This window comes from Telluria sp. ZB4P37 (assembly GCF_059685855.1).
Genome location: NZ_JCASID010000009.1, coordinates 82,276 through 98,832 on the forward strand (window position 1 = coordinate 82,276; position 16,557 = coordinate 98,832).

Here is a 16,557-nt window from a genome sequence, read left to right on the forward strand (position 1 = left end):
CAGGAGACAGCAGTGAAAGCTTTCAAGCCCACCATCCTTGCGCTCGGCATGCTCGCCGCATCGGCGCCCGGCTTTGCGCAGGTGAGCGTCACGATCGACGCAACCCGCCCCGGCCCGGTCATCAACAAGAACGTCTACGGCCAATTCGCCGAGCACCTCGGCACCGGCATCTATGAAGGCCTGTGGGTCGGCCAGGATTCGAAGATCCCGAACACCCGCGGCTGGCGCAAGGACGTGGTCGGCGCGCTGAAGGAACTGAAGGTACCGCTGGTGCGCTGGCCGGGCGGCTGCTTCGCCGACGAATACCACTGGCGCGACGGCATCGGCGCGCGCAACAAGCGCCCGGTGAAGGTCAACACCCACTGGGGCGGCGTGGCCGAAGACAATGCCGTCGGCACCCACGAGTTCTTCGACCTGGTCGACATTCTGGGCACCGAAGCCTACATCAACGGCAACCTCGGCTCCGGCACCCCGCAGGAGATGGCCGAGTGGCTCGAGTACATGACCTCGAACACCAAGAGCACGCTGGCCGAGCAGCGCCGCAAGAACGGCCGCAAGGAGCCGTACAAGGTCGCGTACTTCGGTATCGGCAACGAAGCCTGGGGCTGCGGCGGCAACATGAAGCCGGAATACTACGCCCACCTGTACAACCACTACGCCACCTTCCTCAAAACCCCGCCGAATGCGCGCCCGAAGATGGTCGCCAGCGGCGGCAATGACGCCGACACCAAGTGGACCGAGGTGCTGAGCAAGGAAGCCGCACGCGGCACCGACGGCATCAGCTTCCACTACTACACGCTGCCGACCGGCGTGTGGGAGAAGAAGGGCGCCGCCACCGGCTTCGAGGAAAACGAATGGTTCTCGACGCTGCACCAGACCCTGCGCATGGACGGCTTCATCAAGAACAACGTCGCCATCCTCGACAAGAACGATCCCGAGAAGAAGATCGGCTTCTATGTCGACGAATGGGGCACCTGGTACGACGTGGAGCCAGGCACCAACCCGGGCTTCCTGTTCCAGCGTAACACCCTGCGCGACGCGGTCGTGGCGGCCCTGAACTTCAACATCTTCCATGCGCACGCGGAGCGGGTGCGGATGACGAACATCGCGCAGATGGTCAACGTGCTTCAGGCGATGATCATCACCGACAAGGACAGGATGCTGCTCACGCCGACCTACCACGCGTACAAGATGTATGTGCCCTTCCAGGACGCGACTTCGCTGCCGACCGCGGTCAATAACGACGTGTCTTACTCAAGCAACAACAAGAGCATCCCGGGCATCAGCGCATCGAGTGCTAGAGGCAAGGACGGCAAGGTCTACGTGGCGCTGGTGAACACCAATCCGCGCCAGGCCAGCGACGTGGTCGTGGACCTGAAGGGCCAGTCGGCGTCCGGCGCGACGGGGCAGGTGCTGACTTCCGACACCATGGACGCGCATAACACCTTCGACCAGCCGCATGCGATCAAGCCGGTGTCGTACAGCGCCAAGGCTGCAAACGGCAAGCTGACCTTGACGGTGCCGGCGAAGTCGGTCGTCGTCGTCGCCGTCGAGGCGTAAGGTTTGGCAGGGTGGGCGGCTTGTGATCTGGTCCACTGGACCAGACCGCCCCGCGCGTTCAAATCACGGTCGCGTACGATGCTCACGTATCGGTACGCATACTATGGCTGAACGCGTGGGCAAGGGACTTGCCCACCCTACGTATCGCGAAAAATCAACTCATTCTGGATGCTGCGATGTCTTTTCTCTCCCGTTTATCTGCCGGTGCGCTCGCGCTGGCCGTTGCGCTACCAGCCTTCGCCGCCCAGGTTGGCGTCCACGACCCCGTCATGGCCAAAGAAGGCAGCAAGTACTACCTCTTCAGCACCGGCCCCGGCATCACCTTTTATAGCTCCACCGACATGAAGTCGTGGAAACCGGAAGGCCGTGTCTTTGCAGGCGAGCCGTCGTGGGCAAAAGAGGCCGCACCAAGCTTCAACGACCACATCTGGGCGCCAGACATCTACCACCACGCCGGCAAGTACTACCTGTACTACTCGGTCTCGGGCTTCGGCAAGAACACCTCGGGCATCGGCGTGACCACCAACGCCACCCTCGACCCGCGCTCGCCCAACTACAAATGGGAAGACCAGGGCATGGTGCTGCAGTCAAGGCCGGGCCGCGACCTGTGGAATGCCATCGACTCGCACGTCATCGACGACGAGAAGGGCACGCCGTGGATGTCCTTCGGTTCGTTCTGGACAGGCCTGAAGCTGGTGAAGCTGGACGCCAGCCGCACCAGACTGGCGGAGCCGCAGGAATGGCATACGATCGCCCGCCGCGACCGTCCGGCTTACACGCCGGATGAAGAAGCCGGCCCGGCACAGATCGAAGCGCCCTTCATCATGAAGAAGGACGACTGGTACTACCTGTTCGCGTCCTGGGACCTGTGCTGCAAGGCCAAGGACAGCACCTACAAGGTGGTCGTCGGCCGCGCCAGATCCGTCACCGGGCCTTACCTCGACCGCAACGGCGTGGACATGGCCAAGGGTGGCGGCTCGCTCGTCATACGGGGCACCGGCGAGTGGAAAGCCCTCGGCCACAACAGCGCCTATACCTTTGACGGCAAGGACTACATGGTGCTGCACGCCTACGAGACCGCCGACAAGTACAAGCAGAAGCTGAAAGTGCTGGGCATGAAGTGGGACAAGGGCGGCTGGCCGGTCGTGGATGCCGCGGACCTGAACCGCTACACGAGCGCTCAACTTCCATGACAATCCGACTCGCTGCGCTGACGCTGCTGCTGGCCGGCGCGTGCGCGCAGGGGGCCGAACTCTTCCCCCCGGCCGACGTCCGCCTCAAGCCGGGCCCCTTCCTGGACGCCCAGACCACCGACCTGCATTACATGATGGCGATGGAGCCGGACCGGCTGCTCGCGCCCTTCCTGCGCGAGGCGGGGCTGGAGCCACGCAAGCCAGGCTACGGCAACTGGGAGTCGACGGGACTGGACGGCCATATGGGCGGCCACTACCTCTCGGCGCTGGCGTTGATGTACGCCTCGACCGGCGATGCAGAGACTCTACGCCGCCTGAACTACTTCGTGGCTGAACTCAAGCGCGCGCAGGCAGCGAATGGCGACGGCTACCTGGGCGGCATTCCCGGCGGACGCCAGGCCTGGCGCGAGGTCGCGGCCGGCAAGCTGGAAGCGGACAATTTCTCGGTCAACGGCAAGTGGGTCCCCTGGTACAACCTGCACAAGGTCTACGCCGGCCTGCGCGACGCGTACAAGTACGCCGGTAACAAGGATGCGCGCGCGATGCTCATCGTCTTGAGTGACTGGGCTCTGCGCTTGAGCGCGCGCCTGAGCCCCAAGCAGATGGAACAGATGCTGCGCAGCGAGCATGGCGGCATGAACGAGATCTTTGCCGACGTGGCGCAGATGACGGGCGAGCGAAAATACCTCGACCTGGCGCTGCGCTTCTCGCACCAGGCGGTCTTGCTGCCGCTGGTGAAAGGGCAGGACAAGCTCACCGGCCTGCACGCCAACACCCAGATCCCGAAAGTGATCGGCTTCCTGCGCATCGCCGGCATGACGGGGCGGCAGGACATGAAGGATGCCGCGCAATTCTTCTGGCAGACGGTGGTCGACCGCCGCACGGTGGCCATCGGCGGCAACAGCGTCAAGGAGCACTTCCACGACGAGAAGGACTTCGGCCCGATGATCAACGAGGTCGAGGGGCCGGAGACATGCAACACCTACAACATGATCAAGCTGACCCAGATGCTGTTCGAGTCTGAGCAAAAGGGCAGCTACGGCGACTACGTCGAACGCGCGCTGTACAACCACATCCTGTCCTCGCAACGGCCGGGCGGTGGTTTTGTGTATTTCACCCCGATGCGGCCGAACCACTACCGCGTGTACTCGCAGGTGGACAAGGGCATGTGGTGCTGCGTCGGCTCGGGGATCGAGAGCCATGCAAAATACGGTGAATTCATCTATGCGCAGGAGGGCGATGCGCTGTTCGTCAACCTGTTCATTCCGTCGACACTGAATTGGCGCGAGAAGGGCGTGCGCATTACGCAGGCGACGCGCTTCCCGGACCAGGGCAGTACGCGCTTGAGCGTCGATGCACCGGCCAGGTTCACGATGAAGATCCGCTACCCGGCCTGGGTGGCGGCCGGGAAGCTGGTGGTGAAGGTCAATGGCAAGGTGGTGATGGTCGATGCGCAGCCTGGCGGCTACGTCACTATCGGGCGCGAATGGCGCAAGGGCGATGCCGTCGACGTGCAGCTGCCGATGACGACGCGACTGGAGCAGATGCCGGACAAATCGAACTACTACGCCGTCCTGCATGGCCCGATCGTGCTGGCCGCGAAGACGCGCATGTTCGGGGACGAGAAGCTGAACTTCCTCGCGGACGAGTCGCGCATGGGGCATATCGCGCAGGGGCAGGTGTGCCCGCTCGAGGCTGCGCCGATGCTGGTCAGCGATTCGACGGACTTCCTGCGGCGCTTCAAGCCGGTGAAGGGCAAGCCGCTGACCTTTGCAGCGCCCGGACTGGTACGTGGTGCGGCTGGATCAGCGACAGAGTTTGTCCCGTTTTTCCGCCTGCACGATTCGCGCTACACGATGTACTGGCAGCATTCGACACCTAGTAACTTCGAGCGCATGAGGGCGGAGAATGCGGCGCGCGAAGCCGAACGACTGGCGCTCGACGCCCGCACCATCGACCAGGTCGCGCCGGGTGAACAGCAGCCGGAGTCGGATCACTTTTTCAAGGGTGAGGGCAGTGAGGCGGGTGTGAACGGCGGCCGCCACTGGCGACATGCGAGCAAGTGGTTCAGCTATGAGCTGAATGATCCAAAGGGTGAGGCGAAGCTGCTGCGGCTGACGTTTGCCAAGGCCGATGCAGGAAGGCGCTTCGATGTGGAAGTGAGCGGGGTACTGGTTGCCAAAGTTGCCTTGCCTGGCGATGTAGCACCTGATTTCTACCATATCGACTATCCGCTGCCGGTATTCGGCACCCAAGCAACACCGCGTAAATTGACCGTCAAGTTCGTTGCCAAGCCAGGGTCTGTGGCCGGGGGGCTGTATGGGCTGCGCCTGCTGAGATAGCGCTTCGTTTACTAATCGGCTACAGTTTCTCGATCTCATCAATTCCGCGCGAATAGAACATGGCCTACGCTTCAATCCGCACTTGTCGCCGCCTGATGGTGGCAGTCCTGATGCTGTGCGCGCACGCGGCGGTTCACGCCGATGTTGTGAAGAATGCCGCTTGGGTCGAGTGCGATCCCGGACAGGACCGGCTGACAGTCCGCTACGGTGCGGTTTCCGCAAGCGATCCCAAAGCGATCGTGTTCTGGTCCCTGGTCCGGTTCAGCAGACGTCCCGATGGGGACGCGGACCGTGTGACGCAATTGGTCGATGCCCAGCGCAGCTGCCGGCTGAGCGGCGGCAATGTCATCGTCAGCCTTCGGCCTGTACCAATGAACTGGAACCTGAATGGACTGTGCGGAGGCATCGTTCGAGGCGAGGTCGCTATCGCGTTCGATCGACGTAAGCTGCTCGCACCGACAGCGTTGGAAACGGGTGACTGTTCCGGTCCTTCAGAATCCATCAATGAGATCACTGTGTCGGGAAAAGACGGCGCGCTCACCACCCGGCGCACGATCGAATGATGACTGTCGTCTGTCGATATCGATTTCGATATCGATAAGATCAGAAAATTGATTGGATCAGCATCACACTTTGTCCTAGGATTGTGAAACAACAAGACCGGAGACAAGGTAATGACCATCACCCGCAGAACCCTCCTGGGCGCGGCAGCAAGCTTGCTGCTCGCCGCCGCCATCCCCGCCCACGCCCAAAAACCGCTCACCATCGGCTTCTCCCAGGTCGGCGCCGAAAGCGAATGGCGCACCGCGAACACCGCCTCGATCAAGGACGCCGCCAGGAAAGCCGGCGTCACCCTGAAATTCGCCGACGCGCAGCAGCGCCAGGAGAACCAGGTCAAGGCGATCCGCTCCTTCATCGCCCAGCGCGTCGACGTGATCGCGTTTTCGCCGGTCGTCGAATCGGGCTGGGACACGGTGCTGCGCGAAGCGAAGGCTGCCAAGATCCCGGTGATCCTGACCGACCGCGCGGTGAAGGTCAGCGACCCGTCGCTGTATGTGAGCTTTATCGGGTCCGATTTCGTGGAAGAGGGCCGCCGCGCGGCGCGCTGGCTTAGCGAGCACCAGAAGAAGAACCCGACCCGCAGCTACAACATCGTCGAGCTGCAGGGCACCGTCGGTTCGGCGCCGGCGCTGGATCGCAAGGCGGGCTTCGCGGAAGTCATCAACGGCAATCCGAAGTTGAAGATCCTGCGCTCGCAGACCGGCGACTTCACCCGTGCCAAGGGCAAGGAAGTGATGGAGGCTTTCCTGAAATCCGAGGGCAGGAACATCAACGTACTGTACGCGCACAACGACGACATGGCCATCGGCGCGATCCAGGCTATCGAGGAAGCGGGCCTCAAACCGGGCAAGGACATCCTGGTGGTGTCGATCGATGGCGTGAAGGGTGCGTTCGAGGCCATGTTGCAGGGTAAGCTCAACGTTACCGTCGAGTGCAACCCGCTGCTCGGGCCGCAGCTGATCCAGACGGCGCAGCTGGTCAAGGCGGGCAAGCCTGTCTTGAGGCGCATTACCGTGAACGAGGGGGTGTTCCCAGCTGAAGTCGCGGCCAGGGAATTCCCGAATCGTAAGTACTGAGGCGGCCATGCTCGCCTCGACGACCAGGCTGCCGGTACTGGAAGTGACCGGCATCCACAAGCAATTCCCGGGCGTGAAGGCGCTGTCGGACGCGGGCTTGCGCCTGTATCCCGGCGAAGTCCACACGCTGATGGGCCAGAACGGCGCCGGCAAGTCGACCCTGATCAAGGTCCTCACCGGCGTCTACCATCCGGAGCGGGGCAGCATTGTGCTGGACGGGAAAACCATCGCGCCGGCCTCCACCCAGGATGCGCAGGCGCTCGGCATCAGCACGGTCTACCAGGAAGTGAACCTGTGCCCGAACCTGTCGGTCGCGGAGAACATCTTCATCGGACGCTATCCGCGCCGCCTTGGCATGATCGACTGGCGGGGCATGCGCAGGCAGGCGACCGCGCTGTTGGCGCGCCTGAAGATCGATATCGACGTCGGCAAACCGCTGTCGACCTATCCGCTCGCCATTCAGCAGATGGTGGCAATCGCCCGTGCGCTGAATATTTCGGCGAAGGTCCTCATCCTCGACGAGCCGACTTCCAGCCTGGACGAAACCGAAGTCCAGCTGCTGTTCTCGGTGCTGCGCTGCCTGCGCGAGCAGGGCATGGCGATCCTGTTCGTCACCCACTTTTTAGAGCAGACCTACGCGATCTCGGACCGCATCACGGTGATGCGCAACGGCGAGCGCGAAGGCGAGTACGTGTGCAGTGAGTTGTCGCGCCTTGCCCTGGTCAACAAGATGGTCGGTGCGCCAAGCGAAGCTGCCGAACAGGCGGCCAGCCACTGCGCTGCGAACGACGCCAACGGCGAGACCTTCCTGCGTACCAAAGCCCTGGCGCGCAAGGGTGTCCTCCAACCGGTCGACTTTACCATCCGCAAGGGCGAGCTGCTCGGACTGGCCGGCCTGCTCGGCTCCGGCCGTACCGAAACCGCGCGCCTGCTGTTCGGCGCCGATAAGGCCGACAGCGGCGTCATCGAGATTGACGGGAAACACCGCAGCTTCGCCACGCCGCGCGACGCTATCGCGGAAGGCATCGGCTTCTGCTCCGAAGACCGCAAGATTGAAGGCGCGATCCTGTCGCTGTCCGTGCGCGAGAACCTGATCCTGGCGCTGCAGGCGCGCCAGGGGCTGCTGCGCGCGATCCCGATGCGCCGCCAGCAGGAACTCGCCACCTGGTACGTGAAACAGTTGGGGATCAAGACGGCGAGCATCGAGACGCCGATAGGCGCGCTCTCAGGTGGCAACCAGCAGAAGGTCCTCCTTGCTCGCTGGCTTGTGACCGAGCCGAAGCTGATGATTCTGGATGAACCGACGCGCGGCATCGACGTGCGCGCCAAGCAGGAAATCATGGATTACGTTACCACCCTGTGCCGCAAGGGCATGTCGATATTATTCATCTCGTCCGAGCTGCCCGAGGTACTGCGTGTGAGCGACCGTATCGTTGTCATGCGCGACCGCAAGGCCTGCGGCGAGCACCAACGCGGTGAGCTCGACGACAGCTCGGTGCTGCACGTGATCGCCGGGGAGCATTGCGCATGAACGTCTCGGTGAAACCATCCGTGCTCACACCCGCCAAGCCGGCGATGCCCTCGGTCTTCCAGCACCCGCTGTTCCGGCCCCTGGCCGCGCTCATGGTCCTGCTGCTGATCGACTTCGCGCTCATCCCGGGATTTTTCAACCTGGAGATCCGCGACGGCCATCTCTACGGCGGCCTGGTCGACATCGTCAATCGCGCCGCGCCCCTGATGCTGGCGGCGATCGGCATGACCCTGGTCATCGCCACGCGCGGCATCGACATCTCGGTCGGCGCCGTGGTGGCGCTGTCCGGCACGGTGGCATCGATGCTGGTCGGCGGGACCATGGTGATCAATAACGGCGTGCCCGAGTATGTGGCGCAGACGCCGATGCCGCTCGCGATGCTGGCCGCGCTTGGCGCGGCGCTGCTGTGCGGGTTGTGGAACGGCGCACTGGTCGCCGGACTTGGCCTGCAGCCGATCGTGGCGACGCTGATCCTGATGGTGGCCGGCCGTGGCCTGGCCCAGCTGCTGACCGACGGCCAGATCGTCACGGTTTATTACCAGCCCTACTTCTTCCTCGGCAGCGGCTATCTGTTCGGCTTGCCGTTCGCGCTGTTCGTCGTGGTGGCGGTGTTGGCCGTCACCGCCTTCCTGATGCGGCACACCGCCTTGGGCCTGTTCATCCAGGCGGTTGGCATCAACCCGGTGGCGGCGCGGCTGGCGGGCATCCGCACCGCGGCGCTGGTGGTCTTCGTCTACGTGTTCTCGAGCGCCTGCGCCGGCATGGCCGGCTTGATGATCAGCTCCAACGTGAAGAGCGCGGACGCCAACAACGCCGGCCTGCTGCTGGAGCTGGACGCCATCCTGGCCGTTACCCTGGGCGGCACCTCGCTCGTGGGCGGCAGGTTCAGCCTGGTCGGCAGCATCATCGGTGCGCTCATCATCCAGACGCTCACCACCACCATCTATTCGCTGGGCGTCCCGCCCGAGGTCAACATGGTCGTCAAGTCGGTCGTGGTTTTCCTGGTCTGCATTTCGCAATCAAGCCAGTTCAAGGACCTGTGGAAGAGGAGGGCGGCATGAAGAACCTGACCACGGCGCCCTGGTTCACCTCGATGGCGACGGTCATCCTGCTGCTGGCGATGCTGGTCATCGGCGGCCAGGCCTATGACGGCTTCCTGTCGCTGCAGGTGATGCTCAACCTCCTGATCGATAACGCTTTCCTGCTGGTGATCGCGATCGGCATGGGCTTCGTGATTCTTTCGGGCGGCATCGACCTGTCGGTGGGCGCGGTGCTGGCACTGAGCACCATGATCGCGGCCTGGCTGCTGCAGGTAGCGCACTGGCCGCCGGTGGCGGTGATCGCCACCGTGCTGCTGGGAGGCAGCGCCTTCGGTGGCGCCATGGGCGCGATCATCCACTTCTTCCGGCTGCAGCCCTTCATCGTGACGCTGGCCGGCATGTTCCTGGCGCGCGGCCTCTGCTATCTCATCAGCATCGAGTCGATCACCATCGAGGATCCGCTGTTCGTGACGATGTCGCAGAGCCAGCTGCCCTTCCTGGGCGGTTTCCTGTCGCCCGGCGCATTGATTGCGCTGATGATGCTGGCGCTGGCCGTGTGGATGGCGCATTGCTCCGCGTTCGGGCGCGCGGTGTATGCCCTGGGCGGGAACGAGCAGTCGGCGGCGATGATGGGGCTGGCCGTGGGCCGCACCAAGATCTTCGTGTATGCCTTCAGTGGTTTTTGCGCGGCGCTGGCCGGCGTGCTGTTCTCGTTCTATATGCTGTCGGGCTACGGACTGCATGCGCAAGGCACCGAGCTCGATGCGATTGCCGCGGTGGTCATCGGCGGCACGCTGCTCACCGGCGGCTACGGTTATGTGCTGGGCGCGCTGTCGGGGGTGCTGGTGCTGGGGACGATCCAGACGCTGATCGCTTTCGATGGGACGCTCAGTTCGTGGTGGACCAAGATCGTGATTGGGGGGCTGCTGTTTGTGTTTTGCGTGGTGCAGCGGGTGATGGGGGCAAAAAATACGTAGGTGGTGTGATCGCACACCACCTACGTATTAGCCAAATAAATCAAAGAAAACGAATAGGAGACCAAATGTTCAAACGCACCATCCTCGCCGCCGCCCTGTGCGCCGCCTCGCTCGCCCAGGCCGCCAACCCGATTGTCACCAACATCTTCACCGCCGACCCGGCTGCGCTGGTGGACAAGGGCCGCGTCTACCTTTACGTCGGCAAGGACGAAGCGCCGGAGGGCGGCAAGGACTACGTCATGAACGAGTGGCGCGTCTACTCCAGCTGCGACATGAAGCAGTGGACGGACCACGGCTCGCCGCTGCGCTACAGCACCTTCAAGTGGGCCGGGCGCGACGCCTGGGCCTCGGACATCGTCAAGCGCAACGGCAAGTACTACTTCTATTCGACGGTGGACCACAAGACCATCCCGGGCAAGGCGATCGGCGTAGCCGTCTCCGATAGCCCGACCGGCCCCTTCGTCGATGCGCGCGGCACGGCGCTGGTCACCAACGACATGACGAAGGAGACCAGCATCTTCTGGGACGACATCGACCCGGCGGTCTTCGTCGACGACGATGGCCAGGCCTACCTCTACTGGGGTAACACGGTGATGAAGTACGCAAAGCTCAAGCCGAACATGACGGAATTCGATGGCCCGATCCACACCGTCGGCCTGGAAGCCTTTACCGAGGCGGCCTACCTGCACAAGCACAAGGGCACCTACTACCTCTCGTACTCACGCCACTTCCCGGAAGAGACGGTATACATGACCGGCCCGACAGCTACGGGTCCGTGGTCGTTTGGCGGCGTGATCATGGAGAAGAACACCAACGTCAAGACCATTCACCAGGCGATCGTGGACTTCAACGGCAAGTCCTACATCTTCTACCATAACGGCAAGCTGCCGACCGGCGGCGAGTTCCGGCGTTCGGCCGCGGTGGAAGAGCTGCGCTACGGCGCGGACGGGAAGATCCTCCTGGCGCCGCAGACCGCGGAAGGACCAGCCGCGAATCCTTCGCCAGGCTGCAAGTGAAAACAACTCAGCGGTATTCCTGTCCGGATGATATCACCAATGATATTATTTTCTGATGGATACATCGAACCCGAACTGGTTTTTGAAGGCGCGCCTCAAGACGCGCCAGCTCCTGCTGCTCATCGCGCTGGACGACTACCGCAACATCCACCGTGCTGCCGACGAGCTGCACATGACCCAGCCGGCAGCGTCCAAGCAGATCAAGGACCTCGAAGAGATGCTGGACGTGCGCCTGTTCGACCGCCTGCCGCGCGGGATGGAGCCGACCATCTACGGCGAGACGATGATCCGCCACGCGCGCATGGCGCTCACGAGCCTGGCGCTGGCCCACGACGACATCCTGGCGCTGCGGGCCGGCCTGTCGGGGCAGGTGGAGGTGGGCGTCATCATGTCGCCGGCGATGGCGCTGCTGCCGCGGGCGATCGCGCGCATCAAGGAGCAGGCCCCGCTGCTGCGCATCGGCGTGCACCTCGAGCCCAGCAACGTCCTGCTCGACAAGCTCCAGCATGGCACGCTCGACTTCATGATCGGCCGCATCCTGGAGAAGGAAGATTCGACGGGGCTCGTGTACGAGGAACTGACCGAGGAGCCGGCATGCGCCGTGGTGCGCCCCGGCCATCCGCTGCTGGACATGAAATCGCTGGCGCTGGAAGACATCGCCGACCGCCCCTGGATCCTGCCGCCGCCGGGCAGCATCCTGCGCCACCGCTTCGACATGATGTTCCGCCGCGCCGGCCTGCAGCCCCCAAGGAACGTGGTCGACACCACCGCGCTCTTGTTCATCACCGCGCTCCTGCAGCAGACCGATTCGCTGCACGTGATGCCGCAGGAAGTGGCGCAGTACTACGCCTCGCTCAACGTGATGCGCATCCTGCCGATCGAGCTGCCGTGCAAGATGGACGCCTTCGGGATCATCCGCCAGCAAGACCATCTGCTGGCGCCGGGCGCGGACCTGCTGCTCAAGCAGGTGCGCCTGGCGGCGGCCGAGATCTACTGACACCGCGGGCTTCGCAACGGAGGCCCGCATGAAGCGCGACCTGGCCGCGCTGAGTCATCCGCTGCGGGTGCCACTCGCGTCGGAACTGCATTCGCGCCCCTTCCTGCGCCTTGACGGCCCGGAAGCGATCACCCATCTCGCCGTCTGGCGCGGCGACCAGCATCCGCTCCTGGCGAGCCTGTGCGCCCACTTCGGCGTGCCGGCGCCGGTTCCTGGTGCCAGCCACTTCTTCCATGACTTCGGCCCCCTGCGCCTGAAGTGGGAATGCCATACCGAATTCGCCTCCTACACTTTCACTGCACGCCTTTCAAAAGACACCGCGCTTGCCGGCGCCTTCGGCCACGTCCCGCTCGCCCACATTCCCGTCGGCTGGCTGCATGGCCTGGCCGGCCGGCTGATGGCGGCGGCGCACGTGGTGCTGGTCGACGGCGCACTCGATGCAGGCGGCCTTCCGGCCGTGTTCGAGCGCAGCCTGCTGGCCGGCTCGCAGGTGATGCAGGGCGCCGAACTATGGACCGACTTCGCCATCCAGGCCGATGGCTTCAGCCGCTTCGTCATCCGCGACACCGGCATGCGCCACCTGCAGGCGGGGCGGCTGGTGCAGCGCGTGCTGGAGATCGAGACCTACCGCATGATGGCGCTGCTCGGCCTTCCCGCCGCGCGCTCGGTCGGCGCGGAACTGGACGGCATCGAGGCCGAACTGGCCGAGGTGGCGGGCGCCATGGTGGCGCTGGATGCCTCGGGCGGGGAGGAGGGCGGCGAGCAGCGCCTGCTCGAACGGATCACGCGCCTGGCCGCGCGCATGGACAAGCTGGCCCTCGACAATGGCTACCGCTTCACCGCCTCGCGTGCCTACTTTCGCCTTGTGCGCGCCCGCATCGAGGAGCTGCGCGAGCAGCGCATCGAAGGCACGCCCACCGTCGAGGAATTCATGGACCGCCGCCTGGCGCCGGCCATGAACACTTGCGAGTCCACCGCCGCGCGCCAGGAAGCGCTGGGGCGCCGCATCGCCGCCACCAACGACTTGCTGCGCACACGGGTGGGCATCGTGCAGGAACGGCAGAACCGCCAGATCCTGCAATCGATGAACGCGCGCGCCGCGCAGCAGTTGCGCCTGCAGATGGCGGTGGAAGGCCTGTCGGTGGCCGCGATTTCCTACTATCTGGTGGGCCTGCTCGGCTATGCCGGCAAGGGCGCGAAGGCGCTTGGCCTCCCGCTCAATCCGGACCTGGCGCTGGGCGCGCTGGTGCCGCTGGTGGCCGGCGCCGTCTGGCTCGCCCAGCGCCGCATGCATCGCAAGCTGGCACATCCCCTCTGATTCGGCACGTCAGCCGCGCCGAAGTGTAACGGGCGCGGTGCTTGAAGATTGCTCGTTATAATCGGCCCGTTATAAAAGTTTGCGGCAAGACAACAAAATGAAGGCGACGGGTTTCCCCTGCCCGCGACCGGTAGCCGTACGCACAGCGAACTGGGAATCCTGATGAGTATCCAAAGCAGTTTCTCTTCCTTGCCGGAAGCTGGCATGGCCTTGCCGGTCCCGGGCGCCGCGCGCCCCTGGCCGGTATTTCCGTCCGTGAAACCGGACAGCTGGCCCAAAGGCTTGCAGGCCAGTGCCGACCTGATCGTCGCCTCTCACTTCCCGATGTTTATTGCCTGGGGACCTGAACTGCGCCTGTTCTACAACGACGCTTATGCGGAGTTGCTGGGCGACAAGCATCCGGAAGCCATGGGCCAGCCCTTCCCGCTGGTGCGGCCCGAGCTGTGGCCACAGGTCCAGCCCTATGTGATGGCCGCATTGGGCGGCCAGCCGGTCCATGTCGACAACGCGCTGATGTACCCGGTCCGCAATGGCCAGATCGAGCGGCGCTATGTATCGGCCTCGGTCACCCCCGTGCGCCACGACGGTAATGTAATCGGCGTGTATTTCGTCCTGTCCGATAACACCTCGCGCGTGCTGGCAGAGCAGCGCCACGCCTTCCACCTGAAACTGAGCGAGGCCCTGCGGCCCCTGGTGGACACCGCGCTCATCATGGAAGCGGCGAGCAGCCTGGCCGGCGACTACCTGGGCGTGGCCCGGGTCGGCTATGGCGAGATCGACGTCCTTGCGGGCAACATCAGCGTGGACTGCGACTGGACCGACGGCAGCATCGCCAGCCTGGCCGGCCAATCGCGCCCGCTGGAGAGCTTCGGCCCGGCGATCGTCTCGCAGCTGCGCAAGGGCCGCACCCTGCGGCTGGACGACATCGCGCTCGACGAGCGCGCCGCGCCTTATGCGCAAGGCTATGCGAGCATCGGCGCGCGCGCGATGGTGATCGTGCCGCTGATCGAGGAAGGACACCTGGCCGCGGTCTTCTTCCTGCACGAGCAGTGCCCGCGCCGCTGGACCGACCAGGAGATCGCGCTGGCAGAGGACGTGGCGCGCCACACCCGCGAAGTCGTGCGCCGGGCGCGCGTGGAAGAATCGCTGCGCGACGAAAAGCGCGTGCTCGAGATGCTCAACCGCACCGGCCAGGCGCTGGTGTCGACGCTCGACCTCGAAACCCTGCTGCAGGCGATCACCGATGCCGGCACCGAGCTGGCCGGGGCGCGCTTCGGCGGCTTTTTCTACAACGCGCACGACGACCAGGGCGAGCGCCTGCACCTGTACACGCTGTCGGGCGCCTCGCGCGAAGAATTCGAGCAGCTCGGCCGGCTGCGCTCGACCGCCATCTTCCGCCCCACCTTCGATGGCGAAGGACCGGTGCGCAGCAGCGACATCACGCGCGACCCGCGCTATGTGGCGCAAGGGGCTGTGAGCGGCATCGCGCAAGGGCAGCCTCAGTCCTGCCTGAATGTGCGCAGCTACCTGGCGGTGCCGGTGGTGTCACGTTCCGGCATGGTGCTCGGCGGCCTGCTGTTCGGCCATCCGGAACCCGGTGTCTTCACCGAGCGCACCGAGCGCATCATCGCGGGCGTTGCGGCGCAGGCGGCGATCGCGATGGATAATGCGCGCCTGTACGAGGTGGCGCAGAAGTCCGCGCTCGAGCGCGACGCGCTGCTGCAAAGCGAACGCGCCGCGCGCGTCCAGGCCGAGCGCCTGAGTCGCACCAAGGACGAATTCCTGGCGATGCTGGCGCACGAGTTGCGCAACCCGCTGGCGCCGATCAGCAGCTCGGCCAGCCTGCTGTCGATGCAGTTCCAGGACGAGCCGCGCATCCGGCAGACCACCACCATCATCAGCCGCCAGGTGCGCCACATGAGTCGCCTGATCGACGACCTGCTGGACGTCTCGCGCGTCACGCGCGGGCTTGTCAAGCTCAAGCTGGGCGTGGTGGACTTCCGCGACATCGTCTCCGGCGCGCTCGACCAGGCCCGTCCCCTCATCACGGAAAAAGGCCACCAGGTCGAGGTGGCGCTGCCGTCCAGGCCGGTGCACGTGCGCGGCGACCAGACCCGCCTGGTGCAGAGCGTCGCGAACATCCTGAACAACGCCGCCAAGTACACACAGAAGGACGGGCGTATCGCGCTCAGGCTCGAAGCGATGGACGCACGCATGCTGCTCACCGTCAGCGACAACGGTTCCGGCATGCCGGCCGAGCTGGTGCCGAACGTGTTCGACCTGTTCACGCAAGGCGCACGCACGCTGGCGCGCTCGCAGGGCGGGCTGGGGCTGGGCCTGACGCTGGTCAAGCGCCTGGTGGAGCTGCACGAAGGCGAAGTCGGGGCGCATAGCGAGGGCGTGGGGCACGGCAGTCGCTTCACGCTGGCGCTGCCCTGCGTGGACGCGGCGCTGGACGTCCCGGGCGACAGCCCTGGGCCGCGGGAAAGCGTAGAGGGCATGCCCCTGGCGCGGCCGCTGCGCCTGGTGCTGGTGGACGACAATGCCGACGCTGCCGACAGCCTGTCCACGCTCTTGAACGTGCAGGGCTATCACACTGCGGTCGAGTACGACGCGCGCTCCGGGCTGCGCCGGGCCCGGGCCGAGCGCCCGGACGCCATGCTGGTCGATATCGGCTTGCCCGACGTCGACGGCTACCAGCTCGCCCAGCAACTGCGCGCGATGCCGGAAACCAGCGGCACCGTGCTGGTCGCGATCACCGGCTATGGCCAGGCCAAGGACCGCGAGCGCGCCATCGCCGCCGGCTTCGCCCACCACCTGGTCAAGCCGGTCGACATGACGGCGCTGGTGCGGGTACTGGAATCGGTCAGCGCCGCCGCGGCGCGTTCCGAAGCGCCTGCCGGCACTGCCTGACAGCGGCCGCGCTGCGCGGTTATCATGGGCGAC

At 64.8% G+C, this 16,557-nt stretch carries 12 protein-coding genes; all 12 read left to right on the forward strand.

All coding sequences use genetic code 11. The annotated features are described in order from the left end of the window. Positions 1-12 precede the first annotated feature (12 nt). The 12 genes from AC56K1_RS15205 (at position 13) to AC56K1_RS15260 (ending at position 16,524) form a co-directional block, all read left to right on the forward strand. Complete coding sequence (locus AC56K1_RS15205; protein ID WP_497158637.1) at positions 13-1,560, forward strand: alpha-N-arabinofuranosidase; 1,548 nt, start codon at positions 13-15, stop codon at positions 1,558-1,560. 176 nt (positions 1,561-1,736) lie between these two features. Beyond that, positions 1,737-2,753 carry an arabinan endo-1,5-alpha-L-arabinosidase gene (locus AC56K1_RS15210; RefSeq protein WP_497158638.1) on the forward strand — a complete coding sequence of 339 codons (1,017 nt, stop codon included), beginning with the start codon at positions 1,737-1,739 and terminating at the stop codon, positions 2,751-2,753. Then, positions 2,750-5,095 (forward strand): beta-L-arabinofuranosidase domain-containing protein, encoded by a 2,346-nt coding sequence (locus tag AC56K1_RS15215; RefSeq protein WP_497158639.1) that lies wholly within the window; start codon positions 2,750-2,752, stop codon positions 5,093-5,095. The genes AC56K1_RS15210 and AC56K1_RS15215 overlap by 4 nt, the downstream gene beginning before the upstream one ends. Before the next feature lie 59 nt (positions 5,096-5,154). Next, positions 5,155-5,658, forward strand: a complete 504-nt coding sequence (locus tag AC56K1_RS15220; protein WP_497158640.1) for a hypothetical protein — start codon at positions 5,155-5,157, stop codon at positions 5,656-5,658. 111 nt (positions 5,659-5,769) lie between these two features. Further along, the gene (locus tag AC56K1_RS15225; RefSeq protein ID WP_497158641.1) at positions 5,770-6,732 is read left to right on the forward strand and encodes an ABC transporter substrate-binding protein; all 963 of its coding nucleotides are present in this window, start codon (positions 5,770-5,772) and stop codon (positions 6,730-6,732) included. Positions 6,733-6,739: 7 nt separating this feature from the next. Continuing rightward, on the forward strand, positions 6,740-8,263 hold the full coding sequence (locus AC56K1_RS15230) for a sugar ABC transporter ATP-binding protein (RefSeq protein WP_497158642.1): 1,524 nt from the start codon (positions 6,740-6,742) through the stop codon (positions 8,261-8,263). Positions 8,264-8,307: 44 nt separating this feature from the next. Then, on the forward strand, positions 8,308-9,324 hold the full coding sequence (locus tag AC56K1_RS15235; protein WP_497158732.1) for an ABC transporter permease: 1,017 nt from the start codon (positions 8,308-8,310) through the stop codon (positions 9,322-9,324). Further along, on the forward strand, positions 9,321-10,280 hold the full coding sequence (gene yjfF, locus AC56K1_RS15240) for a galactofuranose ABC transporter, permease protein YjfF (protein ID WP_497158643.1): 960 nt from the start codon (positions 9,321-9,323) through the stop codon (positions 10,278-10,280). Before AC56K1_RS15235 ends, yjfF begins: the two co-directional genes overlap by 4 nt. Positions 10,281-10,345: 65 nt before the next feature. Continuing rightward, complete coding sequence (locus tag AC56K1_RS15245) at positions 10,346-11,296, forward strand: glycoside hydrolase family 43 protein (protein WP_497158644.1); 951 nt, start codon at positions 10,346-10,348, stop codon at positions 11,294-11,296. Between the two features lie 55 nt (positions 11,297-11,351). After that, positions 11,352-12,293, forward strand: coding sequence for a LysR family transcriptional regulator (locus AC56K1_RS15250; RefSeq protein WP_497158645.1), 942 nt, complete (start codon positions 11,352-11,354; stop codon positions 12,291-12,293). 28 nt (positions 12,294-12,321) lie between these two features. After that, positions 12,322-13,611: a DUF3422 family protein gene (locus AC56K1_RS15255; RefSeq protein WP_497158646.1), complete on the forward strand. Its 1,290-nt coding sequence runs from the start codon at positions 12,322-12,324 to the stop codon at positions 13,609-13,611. Between the two features lie 162 nt (positions 13,612-13,773). Then, positions 13,774-16,524: a GAF domain-containing protein gene (locus tag AC56K1_RS15260; RefSeq protein ID WP_497158647.1), complete on the forward strand. Its 2,751-nt coding sequence runs from the start codon at positions 13,774-13,776 to the stop codon at positions 16,522-16,524. The last annotated feature ends 33 nt before the right edge of the window (positions 16,525-16,557 follow it).